Source organism: Mediterranea massiliensis, from assembly GCF_900128475.1.
Taxonomy (GTDB): Bacteria; Bacteroidota; Bacteroidia; order Bacteroidales; family Bacteroidaceae; genus Bacteroides; species Bacteroides massiliensis_E.
In genome coordinates, this window is record NZ_LT635835.1 from 125,102 (window position 1) to 143,677 (window position 18,576).

Sequence of the window (18,576 nt, forward strand, 5' to 3'; positions counted from 1 at the left end):
TTGAGCATTGAAAATTGAAAATTTATCTTTCATATTTGACATTTTATCTTTCATATTTGATATTTAATATTTTATATTTGATTTCAATACGCCTCCTCATCCCCCTGAATGGCATTCTTGAGGGTCTTGTAGATGATGAAGAGGTCGAGCGCGGGAGTCCAGTGCTCGATGTACCAGATGTCGAGCTTGACGCGGCCTTCCATCTGCCAGAGCTCGCTGGTCTCGCCCCGGAAGCCGTTGACCTGGGCCCAGCCGGTGATGCCGGGCTTGACGAGGTGGCGCACCATATACTTCTCGATGATGCGGGAGTATTGCTCGGTGTGCTTCAGCATGTGGGGGCGCGGACCAACGATGGACATGTTGCCGAGGAAGACGTTGATGAACTGGGGCAGCTCGTCGATGCTGGTCTTGCGGATGAACTCGCCCACCCGCGTCTTGCGGGGGTCGTGGAGCGTGGCCTGCAGGCGGTCGGCATCGGCATTGACCCGCATGGAGCGGAACTTGTAGCACCAGAACTCGCGGCCGTTGAGCCCCGTACGCTTCTGCCGGAAAAAGACCGGACCGGGCGACGAGAGCTTGATGGCGGTGCCTACAATGAGGAAGACAAACGGGAAGACGGTACACAGGAACAGCCCCGAGAACAGGAGGTCGAAGCAACGCTTGTAGATGCGGTTCTGGATGTCGGCCAGAGGTTCGGGGCGGATGGTGAGCACCGGGGTGTTGCCGATGAGCATCATGTGCATGCGGCGCTTGAGGTAGTTGCGGATGCTGGGAACGCTGTAGAAATGGATGAAGTGGTTCTCGCAATAGTTGATGACGGGCAGAATCTGCTTCCCGTAGGAGGACGAGAGGCCGCAGAACACGGTTTCGACCCCGTTCTGACGAATCCAGGGAAGGGCGTCGCCGACATTGCCCAGGTAGGGGACGGTGTCGGGGTAGATGGAGGAAACGGCCGGGGCGAAGTAGCCCTTGATGCGCAAACCGTAGGCCGGGTCGGTGGAAATGTCGTCGTAGAGGTCGTGCATGTTGTCGTCGGCACCGATGAGGACGACGGTGCGGGAGTTGCCGCCCCGGCGACGGTAGCGCTTGATGACCTCGCGGAACAGCAGGCGGTAGGCCGCCAGCAGGACGAAGAACAACAGGTAGAACGTCAGGAAGAAACGGAGCGACAGGGTACCGAAATCGGCCAGGCTGAAGAGGGTGCAGAACACCAGGGCATGGAGCAGCACGTTGCGGGCCGCCCGACGCACGATGTGGTCGGGGCGCACGATGCGGTGGTAGAGGATGACGCCGTGGTTGTAGTTGCAGAGGAGGTAGACCAGATTGAGCAGCACCAGAATCTGGGGAAGGGAGTGGACAAACAAGGCACCCAGCGTCCCCTCGTCGAAAATCCAGTAGAGGGCGACAAAAAGAAGATTCATCAGGCAAAGATCGCCCAGGATGATGACTCCTTTCAGCAGCTTGTTGAATTGCAGACCTTGTTTCATAAATTTGTGACTACTTTGCTTAGTTTGTTATTGTTTGTGTGGGGCGTATGGTACTATTTCTGTACAATGCATCTCTTTATTCTCCTATAATCCGCAAATCCAAATTTCCGCAGAATCCGAAACGAAGCGTTCGATTTTCAGGGAAAAGGACAAAACGAAGCGTTCAAAAAAGGAAAGCGCGCAACACTCAAAAAGCCGAAACAAAAGTTTTGTAATGACCTCTGTTTCGGCTTTATAATTTCATAAAAAATGGCTTTATAACGGCATTAAAATAAGGCTCAAAAGTTTGGCCTTCTACTTGAAAAATTGTATCTTTGTTCAGTGCTAAGCAGCTGTTTTATGAACTAATTTTTCCTGTTTCTTATACAGCATCATGTCTGTATATTCGGCAGAATAATTCATGTGGGCATTGAATTCCTTTTTTGTACAACCCTCAAAAGGATTGCCAATGGTTTTGTTTGCTCCAATCCATTCACACAGTTCAAGTATGGAGGATTTATTGGATGTGAAATAAACGAAGGAATGCTTTTCGAGTATCTTTAAAACATCCAAATAATCAGACAAGCGCCAATACATATTGTACGTACCAACATCAGTGGAAAGATAAGGCGGATCAATTAAAAAGACGACTCCGGGAACATCCTTATATTGGTTGAATACTGCTTTGTAGTCGCATGATACAATTTCAAGCCCTTTTAAGTAGTCAGAAGACTCCGGATAACCGGTCTTGCGAATGTTGTTATAAAGGACTTCCTTGCGCATTTCGGCTACAGACAATTTATACTTCATGGAGAACATAAGTGAGGATGATAAGGTTATAAAATCCACGTACCCAACATTTAGTTCTTCTTCCTCGATACGTTTAAAAATGCGTTCTCTAAGTTCCCCTTTAATTGGTTTATGTTTGGGTATCGAATTACCCACCAGCTCCCTAATATCGGCAAGCAGTTTATTTGTCTGTGGGATATTTTTCAGTCTGAACCGGTAGTTGTCGAAGTCATTGTAGACAACAGTAGCATCGGGCTTGCTTCTTTTGGCTATATGCGAAAGAAGTCCGGAACCGCCAAACAAGTCCACAAACACGGTATCTTCAGGGAACTGTTCCAAAACTTTAATAAACTCTTTAGCAAACATTCTTTTTTGGCCTACAAATGGCAGTGGTGCAGATAAATTCATATTCTTCATACGTTCAAGTCAAATTTAATGTTTTCAACTCCGGATAACAGTTCCAGAGTCCGGTCAATGTTATTTTCATATATATGCACATTTCCAAGGTCAAGGGTTATGGACTTCAGGGGAAGCTCCACCTGCCTTGCCATCAGATAAAGATGATAAATATCAGCCGGAAGCCCAAGGTTCGCATCAGAACTACGCTGATATGCAGATAGCACCAATTCTCCCTCATCAATTTGGAACTGCACAAGACTCAGGCAGGGTGCCTGGTTGCTTTCCACCCCGGTTTCTCCAAGAAACAGGACATAATTCTTGCTGTTGCGCTTTTCCCGGTTAATCCTGGTTATGAGGGGTGGAAGCTTTTCAAAGTAAGTTGGATAGCTGTTTACAAGGGTATGGCCGCAATAATCCCACCAGGTAATCCCTGCCTCTTTGTATTTTTCCACATCCCGGACTCCTTGCATAAACAGTTTCAATTCCTCTTTCAGCTTTTTCCTGGCTATCCCGTGGCTTTCAAATATGTCAAGTAAATCAGCGGGGGTTAGCATGAGCCTTTCGTTTAATAGATACTTGATACGCCCTTTCCTATTGGTCTGGATTTTGCCCGTTTGGAGTATCTTGTCTAATGTCTGGTAATACTTATTCATGAGCTTTATTTTTGGTTGTACAAAGGTAGCTCTACCGGACAACACAAGGCATCCCCGGCACATCAATCACACTGCACCGAGCGTGCAGTGCTTTCCAAACCGTTTGATAACATCATACACCTTACGTTCGCTTACCGAATATTTATTTGCCAAAAACGCCACTGCATAAGTGGTCTTTTCACCTTGTTTTTTCATGACCTCATACTCCGTATATAAGTCTATGAATCGAAGGTCATCCTGCTTGCCGCCCAAACTTATAAGCATTTCAAGCGGTTCTCTGTTAAATTTAAGTGCTTCAAACAATGTCATATCCAATCATTTTTGTACTTTTGCAATGCCAATCATTTATTTAATGCGTAAAAACGCCACGAGAGTGCGGCAGAGGGCATTGCCCCCGGTCGCGCACTCTCGTGGCGTTTTGTGTTAATAAATGATTGGCGTCTATATTAACAGGCCGGGGGCTTTTTTTATCCCTCCCCCGAAGGGATTGTCAATCACTCAATCCGATATAATTCCAAATTGAACTTGTCCTTTTTTTCCCAGCCTTCAGCCAGAACTGTCTGAATGAATCCTACTGCTTTTGTATAGAAATCTTTCAGTTCTTCTAACTGAGTAAAAGTATGGTATTCCGGTTGTTCATCCGAACCAAACTTAAACGTCACTGGCAGGGTTTCTCCGCCCGTCTGAACGGCCAAATCGTATGCTGCCTTATAGTTGTACTGGTTCTCCACAGAAAGCCATACATGGGCACCATTATAGGCGAATCCGGATAGGATAGCCGCATCAGTCTGGCTGTTATACCAGGACATAACCAATGTGTGGATTTCCTCATCAGTAGGCTTATGCCCGAACTCCTCTTCCATGTAGGAGGCAGAGCCGTTCTCTTTTTCCTGCACATCCCATCGGATGCGCCATTTGTCTTTAACCGGGTTCGTGCATTCCATCAGCGAAACCCCGGAACTTCCTTCAACTCTTCTCATGTAAACACGTATTTGGTTCTACCTTTGCCGAATGTCTCTGTCTTGATGGTCGTTTCAAACGGGAAACCATCCGGCATTTCCTTTACTTGTGCGAGAATATTCTTCATTTCCTCGCTGTTGGTGAAGAACTTCTTTGCCTCGCCGTTCACTTCGATGGCCACAATACAGCGGTCTTCTCCCTGCTCGGTTTTGATACCGGTCTCAAAGTCCTTCACTACAATGGGTAAGTTTACCAGTTCCCGGATGCTTACCACCACTCCGGGGAATCGCTTTTTACCGTCTTCCGGCTTGTAAGCGACATTCAAGTCTTTAAAACTTCTCATTTCTTTGCCTGTTAATTTTTTAAACAACTTATTACAGTCGGCGTGCTTCGTCATGCCGTAGAAACTGGCAATCAGTTCCCGCCGTCTTTTTCTCGATTTTACCTCGTGCATTTTCCGGGCAAACTTCTGTTTGATGCGTTTCCGCAATCTTACATAGTCGGGACGGATAACATAGCCAAGGAAATCAATGCCTTCTTCCACAGGGAACACCCGTTCATTCGGCTTTATTTCCAAGTCTATTTTTCCCATTTGCCCGTGAACAGCATCACGAATCTTCCACAATTCCGCTTTCGTTTTACCGAGTACCAGTCCGTCATCGCAATAGCGATAGTAATAACGAACCCCGTACTTATCCTTCAGATAGTGGTCTAAAAATACAGACAGAAGCAGATTTCCTGCCCCTTGTGAACTGCGCAGTCCGAAACTGATACCTTCCGGCAGCAGCTTAACAAACCGCTCCAACAAGACCAACAGCCTTTTGTCCTTGAACACCCTCCGGAAGCACCACATAACAAAGTCCTGCCGCGCATTGTCATAAAACCTCCGGATGTCAAATTTGTATGCGTAAAGCGTGCCTTCCGGATTTTTTTGCAAATCGGTACGTATGCAGTTCATCAGGTCATGAGTACCGCGCCTTTTGATGCTTGCACCAGTTGTCCGGATATAACGTTTTTGCAGGTGGCGGTCCACCACATTCATGATGGCAAACACAGCGATGCGGTCTTTCATGGACAGGATCTGCAAAATACGTTTTTTACCGTATTCTTCAATTTCCCTCTCATGGTAGCCGCCCAGCCGGAATGAGCCGTCCGCAATGGAAGCCGTCAGTTCGGTGATAATCTTCTCCCTATGGGCAAGCAGGAATCGTCCCTGCCTTGACCTCTTACGATCGGTTCCGCGAAGTACCGAATCGAATGCCTCCGACATATTGGAGTATTCGATGATTTCCTCGATAATATATCCTTCCCTGCGCATAAGCTATTGGTTAATAAACATGGAAGATGAGGGCCTTCCTTTCCCCGGGTCTGACTTCTTCGAACTGATAACAGCCTACCAAACTCCACCCGACGCGTGATTTTTCAGCTTTCCACCTTTTCTGGTGCTGTTGCTGTGGCTTGCTCCCCTCGGCACCGCTTCGGGGACACGTCCCCGCTGCTGTACGCCGATTTGTTAGATTTCCAGACGCGAGCCGACATTCGCATTCGTATTCGAAGCATCGTTATTCGCATTCGCATTCGACACACCGCCATTCGCATTCGCATTGTTGTACCCGCGATAGACCACACGGACTATTGGGGAACTCTACCGCTTGCAAAGTTACTGATTTAACAGGCAAAACAGATAAACGAATTACACTATCATCCAAAATAAAACGGATATACTGCCACCCGCGACGGTGAGCCCCCAATCAATCCAGTCCCAAGGACTTCCCCGAAGAGTATCTTTCAGTTCCAGACAGGAAGCTGCAATGGCCGCAGCATAAAAGGCCGTCCAAGGAGTAAATCCCAATAGACCTACCATCAAACCACCGATAAGATGCTTGTAACGGTTACTCATTTTTAAAAATGCGATAATCTTTTTCATATACCTCAAAATTCTATTTTTTCGACCGGCTTCGCCGGTATTTGAATACCTTTTAAATGGAATTCGGAAACCATCCGAATCCCGTTCTTTCGTTTTAGTCGCTTCGCTCCACGCTTTGGCGCTTTGCGCTTACGCCACCTCGCGTATCGCCTTGTACGCTGCCACGCTTTGCGCCCGGACGATTTTGCCGCGGAAGGCCAGACGGGAGCCGACATACGTGTACGAGCTCGATGCATCGTTACTCGCATACGCATCCGACACGCCGCCACTCGCATACGCATTGTTGTACCCGCGATAGACCACACGGACTGTAGCGGTGCTTATCCAGTACATGTCGGTATAGTAGGTGGAAGATGATCCGTTCAAATTACCTACCGGAACCATGTCCATATACTTGCCGTGCGCCACGCCTGTAATCCACTGACCGCTGTCCTTCTTGCCCTGTACCATACGGATACTGCCGTCAGGCATCCAGATGCGCCATTTGCCCTGGTTGCCGCTGTCATTCGGCAGATCCACGCCGTCCATCATGTCATACTTGTTGCCGTAGATGTCCTCGTAGCCCAGGCAGCAGATATTGTTCACCTGCACCACGGTCGCCTGTCCGTATTCGTCCCGGCTCTTATACCAGGCATACTGATGCACCAAGCCGTCAATCAGCGAATTCGTGATTTTGTTGTTGATGACATACGCTTCGTCATAGCCGATGGTGTCTGTCATTCCATGGTCGGCCGTTCCACCCGTTGTCCGGTTATTGTTATGCTGACCGGCACCGCATTGTTCCTGCATGTCCCTACGCCCGTACTTTGCATAGCTCAGGTTCGCGATGCGGCTGTGCATCAGGGCATCTATCTGCTGCATGCCACGCTGCTGGCTGTAATAGTGGAAGTCCGTCCATGTCATGCTTGCCGTGGTCGAAGCTCCGGTTATGCAGGCACGCAACTTGCTGCCCACTACAGAACTGCCCACAACGGCACACAGATGTTCCTCATTGGCCACCCAATCCGGTTCCATGTCCTCTATCTTGTCGCTGTTGCTCAGCACCACGCAGTCAAACTCTGCCGTGTTCAGAATGGAGAAATGCAGGGCTGTAGCACGTTCCGGAACGTCTGCTATCAGATACATGCCGGCTTCAAATTTCAAGCCGATGGTCGGCACCACAATACTCTTCAGGATGTTTCCCTCCGCATCAGCAAACACACTGCCGATAAGCCCTGTTCCTGGAACGCTCGGGAAGCGGACACGTCTGTAACCCGACACGTCCACTTTGCACACGGAATAAGCCTTGTCCGTCGTATAGGATTCCATCAGCGTGGGCTTGCCGCTCATGATCTTGCGTTCACCCAGCCAGCCGCCCTGTGTCTCCTTGATGGCATCCAGTGTCAGTACCGTCGCGTCCGGAATCGGGGGCATTTCGTCCTCCGGATAACTGCTGTAGCAGGCGTACTTCTTGTTGTTCAAATAATCGTTGATGCCTTTGCTCCAGTAAAACGGCTCATACATCATCCAGTCTCCCTCGCTGCCGTCCAGCTTCGCCACCGTGCAATCGTTCATATCCTCCGCATCGGCATAGAAGTTCGAGCTTTCGTCATGCAGGGGGAAATAGGTCATCTCCCCGTCCGGGTTGTTCACTTCCACCTGCTGCCCGGCTATCTCCACCTTCCGGCTCGTGGGCATCCTGGTCACCTTGGCCAATACGCGGTGGCGCTTGGACAGGATGGCATTCACATGCCCGCTCATTTTGTACGTATTGCCGAATTTGTACCCCGTCTTGTTGTCCAGGTTCGAAACATTGGCATCGTCGGCCACACTGTCGTCAAACTCAATCATCGTATAGGGCGGCTGCTTGATGGTCAGTTCCGGATAACGGGCGGCATACTTCTCCAGTTCCTCATCAGCCAGATACTTCGTCAGGGTCAGCTTGCCCCTCAGTCCCGAATGCCGGTCATCCACGGCACCCGTCTGCGTATACGTTCCGTAGTCGTAATACTTCTTCAGCAGGGTTCCGTCGTCTTCCCGGTCTATCTCCAGCACGAAGCGTTCCAGCTTGCCGCTGCCGTTCAGTCTGGCCTGGTGAAGGCGTTCCAGCATAGCGAACCCGTCGATGCCGGGGCAGTTGGTGTAGCGGTAGCCCCGCACATTATTGATGCCTTCCAGTATCAGGCCACTGTCGGACAGCTTGGTCAGATATTCCAGGAACAGTTCCTCAATCGTGTCCGGCAGGCATAACTGCACAACGGGCGCACCGGTGGCCAGTTTCACACGGGTCAGCCCCGTACCCCTCACGTCCAGTTTCTTCAGGCGGCCCTGCCAGCTCAAGTCCAAAGTAGCCACATTGCCGTTGTCCCCGTTCCGGGCCAGCCGGTTGTTCCGCATGTTCACTTCTTCCAGAAGCAGCATGCCGTTCGTCGAAGCCATGAACGAGCCGTTCCGGTAACCGCTGGCTTTCTCCACGCTCATGTCGAGTTTTACCAGTGAGGTCAGCAGACCGAAGTTGAAGCCGATTGCGAACGCATCCTCATGCCAAACCAGTTCCTTGACTTTCGCCGCACCGATGATCTTCAACGGGTCATTTTCACCGAAGGCACGGGTCAGCTGCAACGAGTGGAGCACGTCCGCATCCACCACGCCGCTGTCGGCCTGCACGCCGTTGCTGGTGGAAAGCTGCACACGGTACGGAATGGTCAGACGGTACTGCATCGGTTTCAGCGTGTAGGCCTTGTCCAGCGATGCCGTACTCTGGTAGAACTGGGCACCCAGCGTGGATACATAGCCGTACTCCACCTGCTTCAGGTCATACCGGCGTTGGATGAAGTAGTTTCGGTGTGCTTTCAACGAACCCTTCAGACCGTAGATTTGCGGATAGGTCTGTTTGGCTCCGTCCGCACCCACCGGCATTTCGTTCAGGAACGGATAGATGTATTTGAAGATGCCGGACTTGTTATAGAGGCGCGAGCACCACTTCTTCATCTGTTCGGTATCGAAATGGTCAATGGCTTTCTGGATACTGAAAGCACTCATGAAGCTTGCGCCCCCGTTCCATCCGCTCACCATAATCTCCACAATCATGTCCCAGCAATTGGCCACGATGAGGTTCCACAGCCACGAGTTATGACCCTGCATCACATAAGCCCCGTCGCGCTTCGTCTGGCGGTTGTCGTCATACTTCCCGGTCAGGAACGACTTGTTGTCAGAACCGAGCTGGCAGTCGCCGTCATAATAGTCAATCGACCATTTCACACCGTCCCATGTGCGGATAAGCATGTTCTTCGCAAGCTGGTCCACGCCGAGGTTGAACTGCACGTACAGATAGTAGGCAATCAGGTGGGGAAGGTCGAAATACTTCGATGCCTCTTTCCTGAACGTATCGCTCTGCCACTTGGCGGTAGGGAACTTGTCGCCGTCGTCCTCATAGTCCACCCCCTCGAACGAATGGGATTCCGTGCTGTAAACCATGTTCCTGCCCGCAGGCGTTTCCTTTACGCACCGGTAGACGAAACTCATCATGCGGTCGGTGGCCTTGTACATCTTGTCGTACTTGTCACCGGTACCGAGGTGGTCTTTCAGGTTCGGTTCTTCCTCCGCGTCACCGCCTCCGTCCGACCAGAAGGTATCTTTCGGATGATTAAATTCCAGTCCTCCGTCAAAGTTGTAGTCCATGAAATCCTTATGCTCCGGTTCGGTACTCGGCAACCAGTGGAACAGGCACAGCGGATTGGAGTTGTTCAGCGTCTCGAAGCAGACGGGCAGGTACTGCTTGTGTCCTTCCTCGTCGGCTTCCAGGTAGTTCAGCGTGTCGCCCTCGCCCCATTTCTCGCCGCCGATGGTCTCATCCTGCCCGAAGATGGGGTAGCTGTCGCTCTTCTCGTTGTTCATGTTGTACTGGCCGTAATAGGTCAGGTCTTCGTCGGCACTCTTCGCTACGAACAGGTCGCACGGCAGGCCGTCGATGGCCGAACGGTAATCGTCCTTCAGCCCATGGTCTTTGGCGTAACGCTGGGCAGGCGTAAGCAGCCCCATCTCTTTCAGTCCGTCATTGATAAGCTTCGCACCTCCGGTATTGGTGGTCATGGACGAGTCCGAGAAGTCGCATTTGGAACATGCCAGCTTCGCGCCTACCGAGTTCCTGCGTAACTTGAAGAGATTTTTTTTGCCGGTAGTTACCACCGGATTCTTCTGCCTGCCGTTTCCGTCAATCTCCCCGTAGCTCAATGTAACCGTCCAGCCGCTTGCCGTCTTCTGGAAGTAGAAACGGAAGTTCTTTCTGGCATAGTTCACGGAAGAAGTACCCTGAATACGGACATATACGTTGGTAAGGATAAAGTCAAGCGTCCTGTCCTCTCCGTTATAGAAACGGACCTCCCTTACCAGTTTGTTGGCCTTCTTGTCGTTCAGCTGGGCCAGTGCATCCACCACGTTCAGCGTGTCGCTGTCGCTCGGAACCTCACTGCCCACGCTGCCCGTGCCTATCAGTACCAGGATCGAGTTCCGGCGCTTCTTCATCAGCCCCATCAGCTTCTCCATGCTCACCGTATCTCCTTCATTCAGCACGCGGTTGTCCTCATCCAGTGAGCGCACGCCCGGTTCCCCGTCGGCATCCTCCAGGTGGTTGCGGTCCACGATGTAGTTGTTCAGCACCTCGTCCGAGGTCAGCGCCTTGTTATAGATACGCACGCTCTTCACGTTCAGGTCGGCACCCGCCGACTTAAATTCCAACTGGCTCTGAATGTCAAAATTCACCTTGTCGAGCCACTTGGAAGCAGCCGACTCTTCACCGTTCACATAGAAACCGATCAGCGTGCGCTGTTCGTTGGTCTGCACGTTCGGATAGAACACGTAGGTAATGCGGATATTCGTACCCGGCTGGAACTTGGTACCCACCGAGTCTTCATAGCGCAGCATCTGTCCGGCATCCATCGCCTCGGTCACCACACCGGTCAGGAACTTGGCCTCTTCCGGAGTCACAATCAGCCCGTACCGGTTGCCGTTGTCCAGCTGCCCCAGGCAGGTGATCAGCTCGGCATCCGTATCCGTCACGTTGGCCGTGCTGTATTCTATCTCCAGCGTCATGCCCACGTCACGGATGGCAAATCCCTCGGGCTTGTCCGCCTCGTTGAAGGGGCGGTAACCGCCGTCAGCGGTCAGGGTCATACCTGCACCACCGGCCAGCAGCAGGCGGTCCTTGTGCCAGCCGCTACCGGCACCATATTCGTTCACGCTCCACAGCACGTCCCGGAACTCCATACGCTTGTCACCGCTCACCCAGCTTGCCGGGTTGTTTTCCGTGTTGCTTCGCCCGAAGGCGTCAAACGTACACACGGCATCCGGTGCCAGCGTGGCTTCAATGTCCGGGTGCGATGTGGTGTTCACCTGCACCTCAAGCACGGCATCGCCGCATGACACACGGTAGTCCAACGGTTCCACGTTCACGTTCGTCCGTCCGTAGCTGCCGGTCTCACCGCGTTGCAGCAGGTCTTCCTTCACCACGCTGCCCCGGTCGGTCACTTTCACACGGGCCGTGTACGCATCGCGGTCATAGCCGGCATACGTGAAGTTCCATGCCGTGAACTGCTCTGCCTCCAGCACCGGGTGTTTCCAGTCACGCTGGAACCCCGCTGCCCGGTGGCTGAACATCAGGCCGGCATACGCTGTCACACCTCCGCCTGCCTTCAGCAGCGTAATGTAATGCACCCGGCTCACCACACCGGAGTTCTCATGCTGCGCGTAGGCTTCCACCACGTTCGTACCCTCCTGCATCTGTGTCAGGGGGATGGTCACGTTCTTCTGCTGCACACCGCTGCCGGCCGAAAGACCGAGGGTAAAGGCCTGTCCGCCGTTCACGCGGTAGTAGATGTTCTTCTCACCGCTCGTGCCCTTGGCAGTAAAGGGGATGTTCACGTCATTTTTATATCCCCCGTCGGCCAGCCCGTTGCCCGCCGAGTAGGTGGTCTCCAGCTCCATGGCCACCATGGTCACCATGGCCGTGGCCGTCTTCATCAGCGTGCCGTCCTGGTAAGTTGCCTGCGCTTCCACCTGTACGGTATAGGCAGTGGCATCCTTCAGATAGGGCGAAGCGTCAAAGGTATAGCTCTGTCCGGCTGTAACGCCCACAAACTCCGCATCCCGGAACTCACTGATGACGGTCGAACCGCGTTTCACGATTACACGGGCTTTCAGGTCGCTGTAGCCGTCCACCGTACCGCCACCGGCAGTGCCCACACCTACGGAGTATTTCACCACAAAGCCGCTGCCCAGTGCCAGATACTGCGAGGCGGGAAGTCCCGCACCGCCGCTGTCCGTCAGGTCGATGTTCACCACCACCTTGTCATCGTCCGTGTACTTGGAAAAGCGCACTTCCTTCGAGCTCTCGCCGCCCTGGTTGTCCTTCTGCTTGACGGTCATCACGTACTGGGTGCCGTCCTCGCTGTCCTGCACATCCACGTCCGTCACCGTACCCACCATCGCATCGAACACCGTTCCGGATGTAGGAGGTTTCGTCTCGCCGCTCACCAGTTCCTCGGTAGGGGTACGGTTTGACAGTTCCTTCTTCAGGAACGCTTCGATGTCATCGCCTGCATAGGCATGATAGGTGCCGTCCGGCTGTTTCTGATTCCATGGTGTTTCAAGATTCATCGGATGCTCGGTCGCGTTGATGATTCCGCTTATTTTCCTTTTTGCCATAATACTGTCCTTTTATAATAATCATTCATTTATCAGTTTTACTGCTACCGTTCCATGCGTCCGATCCGTTCCACGGCTCGTCGCCTTTCCAGTATCCAAGTCCGAAACAGCTGCTTATCGCAGACCACACCAGTCTTGCCCCGGCATAGACAGCCGACAGGGCACGTTTCCCCACATACGCAGCCGTTATTTCCTTACCGCCTATGGTTATCATCGTCAATCCTCCTCATAAATCAGATACAGCGTATTCGCATCCTTGTCCTGCAGCGCCTCGTAAGCTTCCCCGCTCATCACCTCATGCCGGTAGGCCAGCAGTCTCAGGCTGCCGCCTGTTCCGGTATATACGGCATCACCCAGCAGGTAGAGCTTGTCCGGCAGGATGGCTGTCCGGTCCGCATTCATGAATATGCCGGCAGGAGGCACACCCGCCACATCCCAGTCCCCGTACAGGGTGGAGTCCATGTGGTAGGCGAACTTCCCGGCATCCGCTACATACACTACGCTGCCGCCCGGTTTGGTACTCTTGTCAGGTAAAACGTTGCCTGTTTCCATCCATGAGGAAAAGCGTGCGGTAGCCCCGCCGATGGCTGCTGCCGTAGTCTGTTCCACCTTGGCAGCGGCGTTTTCTGCCTTGGCTGCCGCTTCGTTGGCCTTGGTGGCCGCTTCCGTGGCGGCCTGGGTCTTTTCCTCCAGTCCGGCTACGGCTCCTTCCGCTTTCTTGGCGGCAGCCTCGGCACGGGCGGCGGCATCGCTCGCAGGCTTCCCTATCAGTTCCAGGGGGACGTTCACCATCTTGCCGTCCTTCTCCCCGGGCAGTGATTTCACACCGCTCAGCGAGGTGACGGTCTCCAAGTCCTCCACGCCGGTAGAACTCTGGAGTACACGGTCCAGCACTTCCTGAACCAGTTCTTCTTGTGTCATTTCTGCCATACTCATTCGTTTTTATCGGTTTCTGACCCGCCCAGGATTTCGTTCAGGGCATCTATCACATTGGGAAGACAATAGCGTTCCACCGCCATGTGTATCATCCCGGTTTCCTCATCGCTGAACTCGGTCTCGCCGGTACTCTCGAAAATCTTGAACGCAAGCCGATGGGCCTTGATGCCACTGACACGCGTATACAGCAAATCGGCTATCTGCTCACGTGCATCGAAAACCTCCCTCGTCTGACGGGTTATTCCGGTGGGAACGCTGAAATTCCTGAAATCTAACTTTTTCATATATATCTGTTTTTTAGGATGAATGATTCAATATCTGGTAACGGAATCCGTCCGCTTTTGTAATAAGTACCGTTACGGAGTCCCCGGATGCCATCTCGTAGTTTTGCAAATCTTCATTGTGGTTATAGATACCTTTTAGTATGATATTCTTTGAACCGGGTCTGACCCTGAACGTGACAATGGCTGCAAAATCGGTAGGCAAGTAACTCATGCCGAACTTGTATGCCACAGAACTTTCCGACGGCAGCGTAACCTCTGCCTTACTGTAGTTGGGTTCATTGTAATACATCAAAATGATATTGTGTTGTGAGAAATCCACCGTGTAGTTTCCACTTCCGAAGGTAAGCAGCTTGGCTTTCGTATTGATAAACGCCGGGGCAAGTAATGCCGCATTGCTGCTGATACCGTAGTTCTTCGTACCGCCGGTAACATCTATAAACAATCCATAGTTCGCTTGGTCGAAGCCGTAATTCCCGTATATATTGGGGGCTGAGTTCACGATACGACCGACAGCGGTAAAAGCTCCTCCTGCAGAAGACGGTATCACATCATCACCGAACATCACATATCCTTTGCTGCCGCCGACACGGAAAAAATCATCATAAATGGCAAGACCGCCACCGCTCCCGTGAGAGTCGGCCACAGAACCGATACGGCCGTTCCCTATCTCAAAGCCGCCGATTTTCCCTTTGCTGCTGTCTATCTCTCCGGTAAACTTACCGTTGGTCGTTTCAATGCTGCCGTCTTCCAGTATCTTGAAGTTGCCGTTGGCCGTTACCAGTCCCTCCAGCTGTATATGGTCGGCTGTCAGCTTGATTTTGCTCACGGTATTTCCGTACTCGTCCTCTTCCTCCACGCTCACCCCGATAAGGGCAATCTTTCCTGTATTGTCCTGCGCATACAGACCGGAACCTTCAGGCTTTATGACAAGCCCGGTCTCTTTCAGCGCATTACCGTCCTTGTCGAAGACCGCCGCTGAAATCTTTACCAGCCGGTCGCTCTGTTCGAACAGTGTACGGTACTTATAGGCCAGTGCGTCCGCCTTGTTGGTGCTGAACACCAGCAGCGAAATGTAAATCACGCCCGTAAACGACAGCTTGAAGTCGCCAGTGCCGTTCCAAAGTCCGTCCAACGTGAACATCTTCTCACCGCCAACGGGCAGGTCCTCTTCATGGCCGAACATGTTGAAGTTCTCAAACCCGGTCTTATCAGCGTTCACAAATTCTATTTTCAACCTTCCGGCCTTGATAACCCGGTAGCTGAACGACAGATACACCACGCCGGGCACCCGTTCGCCCTGGCTGTTCGTCTGCCGGTACTCCGGTACCAGCCGGAAGTCCTCCAGTTTCTGCATGATATAGCTGTTCCGGATATAGGCATAAGGCACCTTGCCTTCGGTCCGTATCTCGGCATGGCCGTCCGGCTTCGTACCGTAAGGACCGCCGTTCGCCCAGATCCAGCGTCCGCCCAGGGTGAACAGCGTAGCCTTGCTGCCCGTCTTCCATTTGTCCATGCCGTCGGCAAAACTGCTGTTGTCCAGATAACTCTGTTCTTCGCGTATTTCCTTGCGCAAGCTTTCCACGGCTGAATGGATTTTCCCCTCGGTTATCTCAAACCGCGTCAGGATGTCCTCGCCCGTCATCAACACGAACGTACCCTTCAGCCACACGTTGTCGGCATACAGGCCGTTTCCTTTCGGCTGTTTGTCTGCCGGGAAAGCGCTGCTCCTGATGCCGTCCAGCTTACCCAGCCGGCAACGAAGGCAGCCGTTGAAGTTCTTGGCCTTCACACCGTCCAGAATGTCGATACGGGGCTGCCCGTCCTCCGTGGCCGCAATGGATATAAGGTTCTGCCGGAGCGGGTTTTCGGTGTTGCCCATCAGCACGCACTCATCGCCTGCCTCCGGCTTCACCCCGCCAAACTCGCTTACCGGGACCAGCACACCGCCGGCTATCACCGAAGCCACCTCCACCCAGTATGCTTTTAGTTTCTTACCACCCGTAACCGCACAGCGCATCAGGTCATGGGCCACAAAGCCCGATTCCTGCTCAAACACGATGCGGTAGTTGTCGCCCTGCTTCACCACGTCCTTGATCTTGCCGTTGGCAGCGGACACCACCAGCTGGCCGCACACGCTGCGCACCTTCTCGATCAGCAGTTCCAGCGCCACCAGGCTTTGCCGGGCAGTCACTTTGTCCACCGTCAGGTTTGTCAGTCCGGTCAGCTGGTCAATCCACAGCTGCCAGCCCTCACCGGTCAGCCCGTCCACAAACTCCGTGCTGCGCAGCAGTTCGCGGATCACGGCAGTCAAGTATTCGGCATTGCCCTCACCATCCACGATGCCGCAGGGCTTGCCGCCAGCAGCCTCGCCAAAGCTCACACCCTTCAGGAAGCGGATGGACTCTTTGGCTGTGTCCGGCTGGTTCTTGCTCAGGAACTCTTTCTGGCTGCGCCGGGCGGAAAACAGGTTGTTGTCCGTGGGCAGCGTCTTGTCCCAGCTTCGTATGATGTCCGGAAGGGCAGCGCCTTCCGTCTTTGATTTCGTATAGCTTTTCAGCGCACCGATGCTGTCCGTCACCTTGTCGAACTTGCCCACCTGCAGCGCATCGCTTATCTCGATGTCCATCTGCCCGGGTTCGTTCACCTTGCGGCTGATCTTGGTGATACGGCTCTGACGGTAGCCTTTTTCCGGGAAATACTTCCGGCTCTCCAGCTTCACCCGTCTGCCCACAAACAGGTCTATGCCGTGCTCCTCGATGTATACCGGGTCTGTCGGGGCTTTGTAGGCGGCAATGTCCAGCCAGTGGTCCCGGTTGTACTCGTCCACCGCAACCGCAAACTCCTCTTCGGCCAGCCGGTAATACTCATCCGGCATCCGGATATTCCACAGGATATAGGTGTCGCCTGCTCGGGGCACCAGCTTGCCGCCCGGCAGCTGGGTGTCGTCATCGTAGGGCCAGATGGTGATCAGTTCGAATTCACGTGCCGCGCTGTCGTAGTTCACCTCAAAATAGTGGTCGTCACTCTCCCCGAGTCTGGCCAGGTCGCCTGTCTGGAACGACACACGTTTTGTCTCACCCGCCAGCTCGTACAGGTTGGGGTCAAAGTCCAGTTCCCCGTCCCGGAAATAATAGACGGTGAATTTGTTTCCTTCATCGTCTGCCACCTCCTCGCTGCGAACCGAGCTCACCGTACCGACCCGACGGGGGAAGATGCCGCTGAAAGCATCCTGCTCGTAATGGTCATAGATGCCATATTCCTCCACGCCCTGCTCGATGTACTTCCTGCCGCCGGGAAGCATCAGACGCGGGCTGCCGTATTTCTCCGCATCGATGTTGCGGGTCGAGCCTACCGGGAACAGGCGCGTATAGAATTTGGCCGTGTTGCTCGTATCTCTTTCCAGGGAGGTCAGCCCCTTGCCATAGCCAAGGGTGATTTCTTCCCCGTGTTCGCAGCGGCACACGTTCACAGTCTGCCCCTCAACCCACCATTCCACCTTGCCGCCTGCCTTTTCCGCGATGGCTTTCAGCGCTTCGTCGCAGTACATCCCCTCGTAGTCTATCGTGATCAGCTCCGTACCTTCCACCGTACCCGTCTTCCAGTCAGTAATGTGGCCCATGCCGTTATTGATAGCCTTCACCACCATCGCCACATGCTCGCGGGGCGTGGCCGTCAGGGTAAACAGGGGGTTGGTGTCCCCGTCCGTCGTCTCCAGCACCAGGAACCGCTTGATCAGGCTCTCGATACCGTACAGCTTCAGGTTATACTCCCATTCACCATCGCTCACCTGCTTCGGCGTGTAGCGTTCTGTCAGCCAGTACCGTTCGCCCAGATAGTCCGTGTAGTCGTTCACGTCCAGGGGCAGGAAGGCATAATAGCTGAACGACAGGGAAAGCACATTGTCTCCCTGCACTTCCTTGCTTTGCGTCGAGCTGTCGTTCACGGCCACATCCGCACGCTTGGTTCCGGCTTTATCATATATCGTTAGAAGCATATTCTAATAGCGTTTGAATGGTTATATAATCGGTTTCGGTTCCCGGAACTTTACCCGGAACTTTCCGGCATGCACACCTTCCGTCCACAGATAGGTCAGCGGGGTGAACTTCGTACAGTCGGCATACTTCACCCGCAGCTGCAGATCCAGCTGGGGGAAACGGATCTCCAGCCAGCCGTCCTTCCCTTGCTTCAGGAAATTCACAAAGGCAAAGTACTGCTTCATCCAGCCTGCCTGGGTCTTGTTGTAAAGCGCAAAATGCAGCGTCACGTCACGCGCTTCATTCCGTGGGGTCAGCACGGGGCTGTATTTTTCCCCGTGCTCTTCCCGTATGTCCACAGCCGTATCCTTCTTGGCCTTGCTCGGGGTCAGGATGGCCGTCAGGTTCTCCATGCCCCCGCGTCGGTCTTCCACCAGGAACACGCCGTATTCCGTCCAGATGTCCGTGCCGTTCACCAGCACCAGTCCGCTCAGTATATTGCCCATA

At 53.1% G+C, this 18,576-nt stretch carries 13 protein-coding genes; all 13 read right to left on the reverse strand.

Features of this window, described 5'->3' with window-relative positions; all coding sequences use genetic code 11:
• Positions 1-83: 83 nt before the first annotated feature.
• Positions 84-1,487 carry an undecaprenyl-phosphate glucose phosphotransferase gene (locus tag BQ7483_RS02865; RefSeq protein WP_072544768.1) on the reverse strand — a complete coding sequence of 468 codons (1,404 nt, stop codon included), beginning with the start codon at positions 1,485-1,487 and terminating at the stop codon, positions 84-86.
• 324 nt (positions 1,488-1,811) lie between these two features.
• Entirely contained in the window at positions 1,812-2,672 is an 861-nt protein-coding gene (locus tag BQ7483_RS02870; RefSeq protein WP_007562461.1) for a DNA adenine methylase, read from the reverse strand.
• Positions 2,669-3,307, reverse strand: coding sequence for a thymidylate synthase (locus tag BQ7483_RS02875; protein ID WP_007562465.1), 639 nt, complete (start codon positions 3,305-3,307; stop codon positions 2,669-2,671). Before BQ7483_RS02875 ends, BQ7483_RS02870 begins: the two co-directional genes overlap by 4 nt.
• Positions 3,308-3,373: 66 nt before the next feature.
• Entirely contained in the window at positions 3,374-3,616 is a 243-nt protein-coding gene (locus BQ7483_RS02880; protein ID WP_007562467.1) for a hypothetical protein, read from the reverse strand.
• 185 nt (positions 3,617-3,801) lie between these two features.
• Positions 3,802-4,287, reverse strand: a complete 486-nt coding sequence (locus tag BQ7483_RS02885; protein WP_007562469.1) for a DUF4376 domain-containing protein — start codon at positions 4,285-4,287, stop codon at positions 3,802-3,804.
• A complete protein-coding gene (locus tag BQ7483_RS02890) occupies positions 4,284-5,585 on the reverse strand; it encodes a reverse transcriptase domain-containing protein (protein ID WP_007562471.1) in 1,302 nt (433 codons plus the stop codon). Before BQ7483_RS02890 ends, BQ7483_RS02885 begins: the two co-directional genes overlap by 4 nt.
• Positions 5,586-5,960: 375 nt before the next feature.
• Entirely contained in the window at positions 5,961-6,194 is a 234-nt protein-coding gene (locus tag BQ7483_RS02895) for a hypothetical protein (protein ID WP_007562474.1), read from the reverse strand.
• Positions 6,195-6,323: 129 nt separating this feature from the next.
• Positions 6,324-12,875: a hypothetical protein gene (locus BQ7483_RS02900; protein WP_072544769.1), complete on the reverse strand. Its 6,552-nt coding sequence runs from the start codon at positions 12,873-12,875 to the stop codon at positions 6,324-6,326.
• Positions 12,876-12,900: 25 nt separating this feature from the next.
• Complete coding sequence (locus BQ7483_RS02905) at positions 12,901-13,089, reverse strand: hypothetical protein (protein WP_007562482.1); 189 nt, start codon at positions 13,087-13,089, stop codon at positions 12,901-12,903.
• A gap of 2 nt (positions 13,090-13,091) precedes the next feature.
• The gene (locus tag BQ7483_RS02910) at positions 13,092-13,811 is read right to left on the reverse strand and encodes a hypothetical protein (RefSeq protein WP_007571287.1); all 720 of its coding nucleotides are present in this window, start codon (positions 13,809-13,811) and stop codon (positions 13,092-13,094) included.
• Positions 13,808-14,095: a hypothetical protein gene (locus BQ7483_RS02915; protein WP_005798244.1), complete on the reverse strand. Its 288-nt coding sequence runs from the start codon at positions 14,093-14,095 to the stop codon at positions 13,808-13,810. Before BQ7483_RS02915 ends, BQ7483_RS02910 begins: the two co-directional genes overlap by 4 nt.
• 13 nt (positions 14,096-14,108) lie before the next feature.
• Complete coding sequence (locus BQ7483_RS02920) at positions 14,109-18,089, reverse strand: hypothetical protein (protein ID WP_072544770.1); 3,981 nt, start codon at positions 18,087-18,089, stop codon at positions 14,109-14,111.
• 21 nt (positions 18,090-18,110) lie between these two features.
• Entirely contained in the window at positions 18,111-18,575 is a 465-nt protein-coding gene (locus tag BQ7483_RS02925; protein WP_005798248.1) for a hypothetical protein, read from the reverse strand.
• Position 18,576: the final 1 nt, after the last annotated feature.

Bases quoted from the DNA above. Each gene is read 5' to 3' on its own strand.
- BQ7483_RS02885 (WP_007562469.1), bottom strand. From the start codon at position 4,287: ATGAGAAGAGTTGAAGGAAGTTCCGGGGTTTCGCTGATGGAATGCACG.
- BQ7483_RS02875 (WP_007562465.1), bottom strand. From the start codon at position 3,307: ATGAATAAGTATTACCAGACATTAGACAAGATACTCCAAACGGGCAAA.
- BQ7483_RS02895 (WP_007562474.1), bottom strand. From the start codon at position 6,194: ATGAAAAAGATTATCGCATTTTTAAAAATGAGTAACCGTTACAAGCAT.
- BQ7483_RS02880 (WP_007562467.1), bottom strand. From the start codon at position 3,616: ATGACATTGTTTGAAGCACTTAAATTTAACAGAGAACCGCTTGAAATG.
- BQ7483_RS02900 (WP_072544769.1), bottom strand. From the start codon at position 12,875: ATGGCAAAAAGGAAAATAAGCGGAATCATCAACGCGACCGAGCATCCG.
- BQ7483_RS02910 (WP_007571287.1), bottom strand. From the start codon at position 13,811: ATGAGTATGGCAGAAATGACACAAGAAGAACTGGTTCAGGAAGTGCTG.
- BQ7483_RS02905 (WP_007562482.1), bottom strand. From the start codon at position 13,089: ATGATAACCATAGGCGGTAAGGAAATAACGGCTGCGTATGTGGGGAAA.
- BQ7483_RS02925 (WP_005798248.1), bottom strand. From the start codon at position 18,575: ATGGGCAATATACTGAGCGGACTGGTGCTGGTGAACGGCACGGACATC.
- BQ7483_RS02915 (WP_005798244.1), bottom strand. From the start codon at position 14,095: ATGAAAAAGTTAGATTTCAGGAATTTCAGCGTTCCCACCGGAATAACC.
- BQ7483_RS02920 (WP_072544770.1), bottom strand. From the start codon at position 18,089: ATGCTTCTAACGATATATGATAAAGCCGGAACCAAGCGTGCGGATGTG.
- BQ7483_RS02870 (WP_007562461.1), bottom strand. From the start codon at position 2,672: ATGAAGAATATGAATTTATCTGCACCACTGCCATTTGTAGGCCAAAAA.
- BQ7483_RS02865 (WP_072544768.1), bottom strand. From the start codon at position 1,487: ATGAAACAAGGTCTGCAATTCAACAAGCTGCTGAAAGGAGTCATCATC.
- BQ7483_RS02890 (WP_007562471.1), bottom strand. From the start codon at position 5,585: ATGCGCAGGGAAGGATATATTATCGAGGAAATCATCGAATACTCCAAT.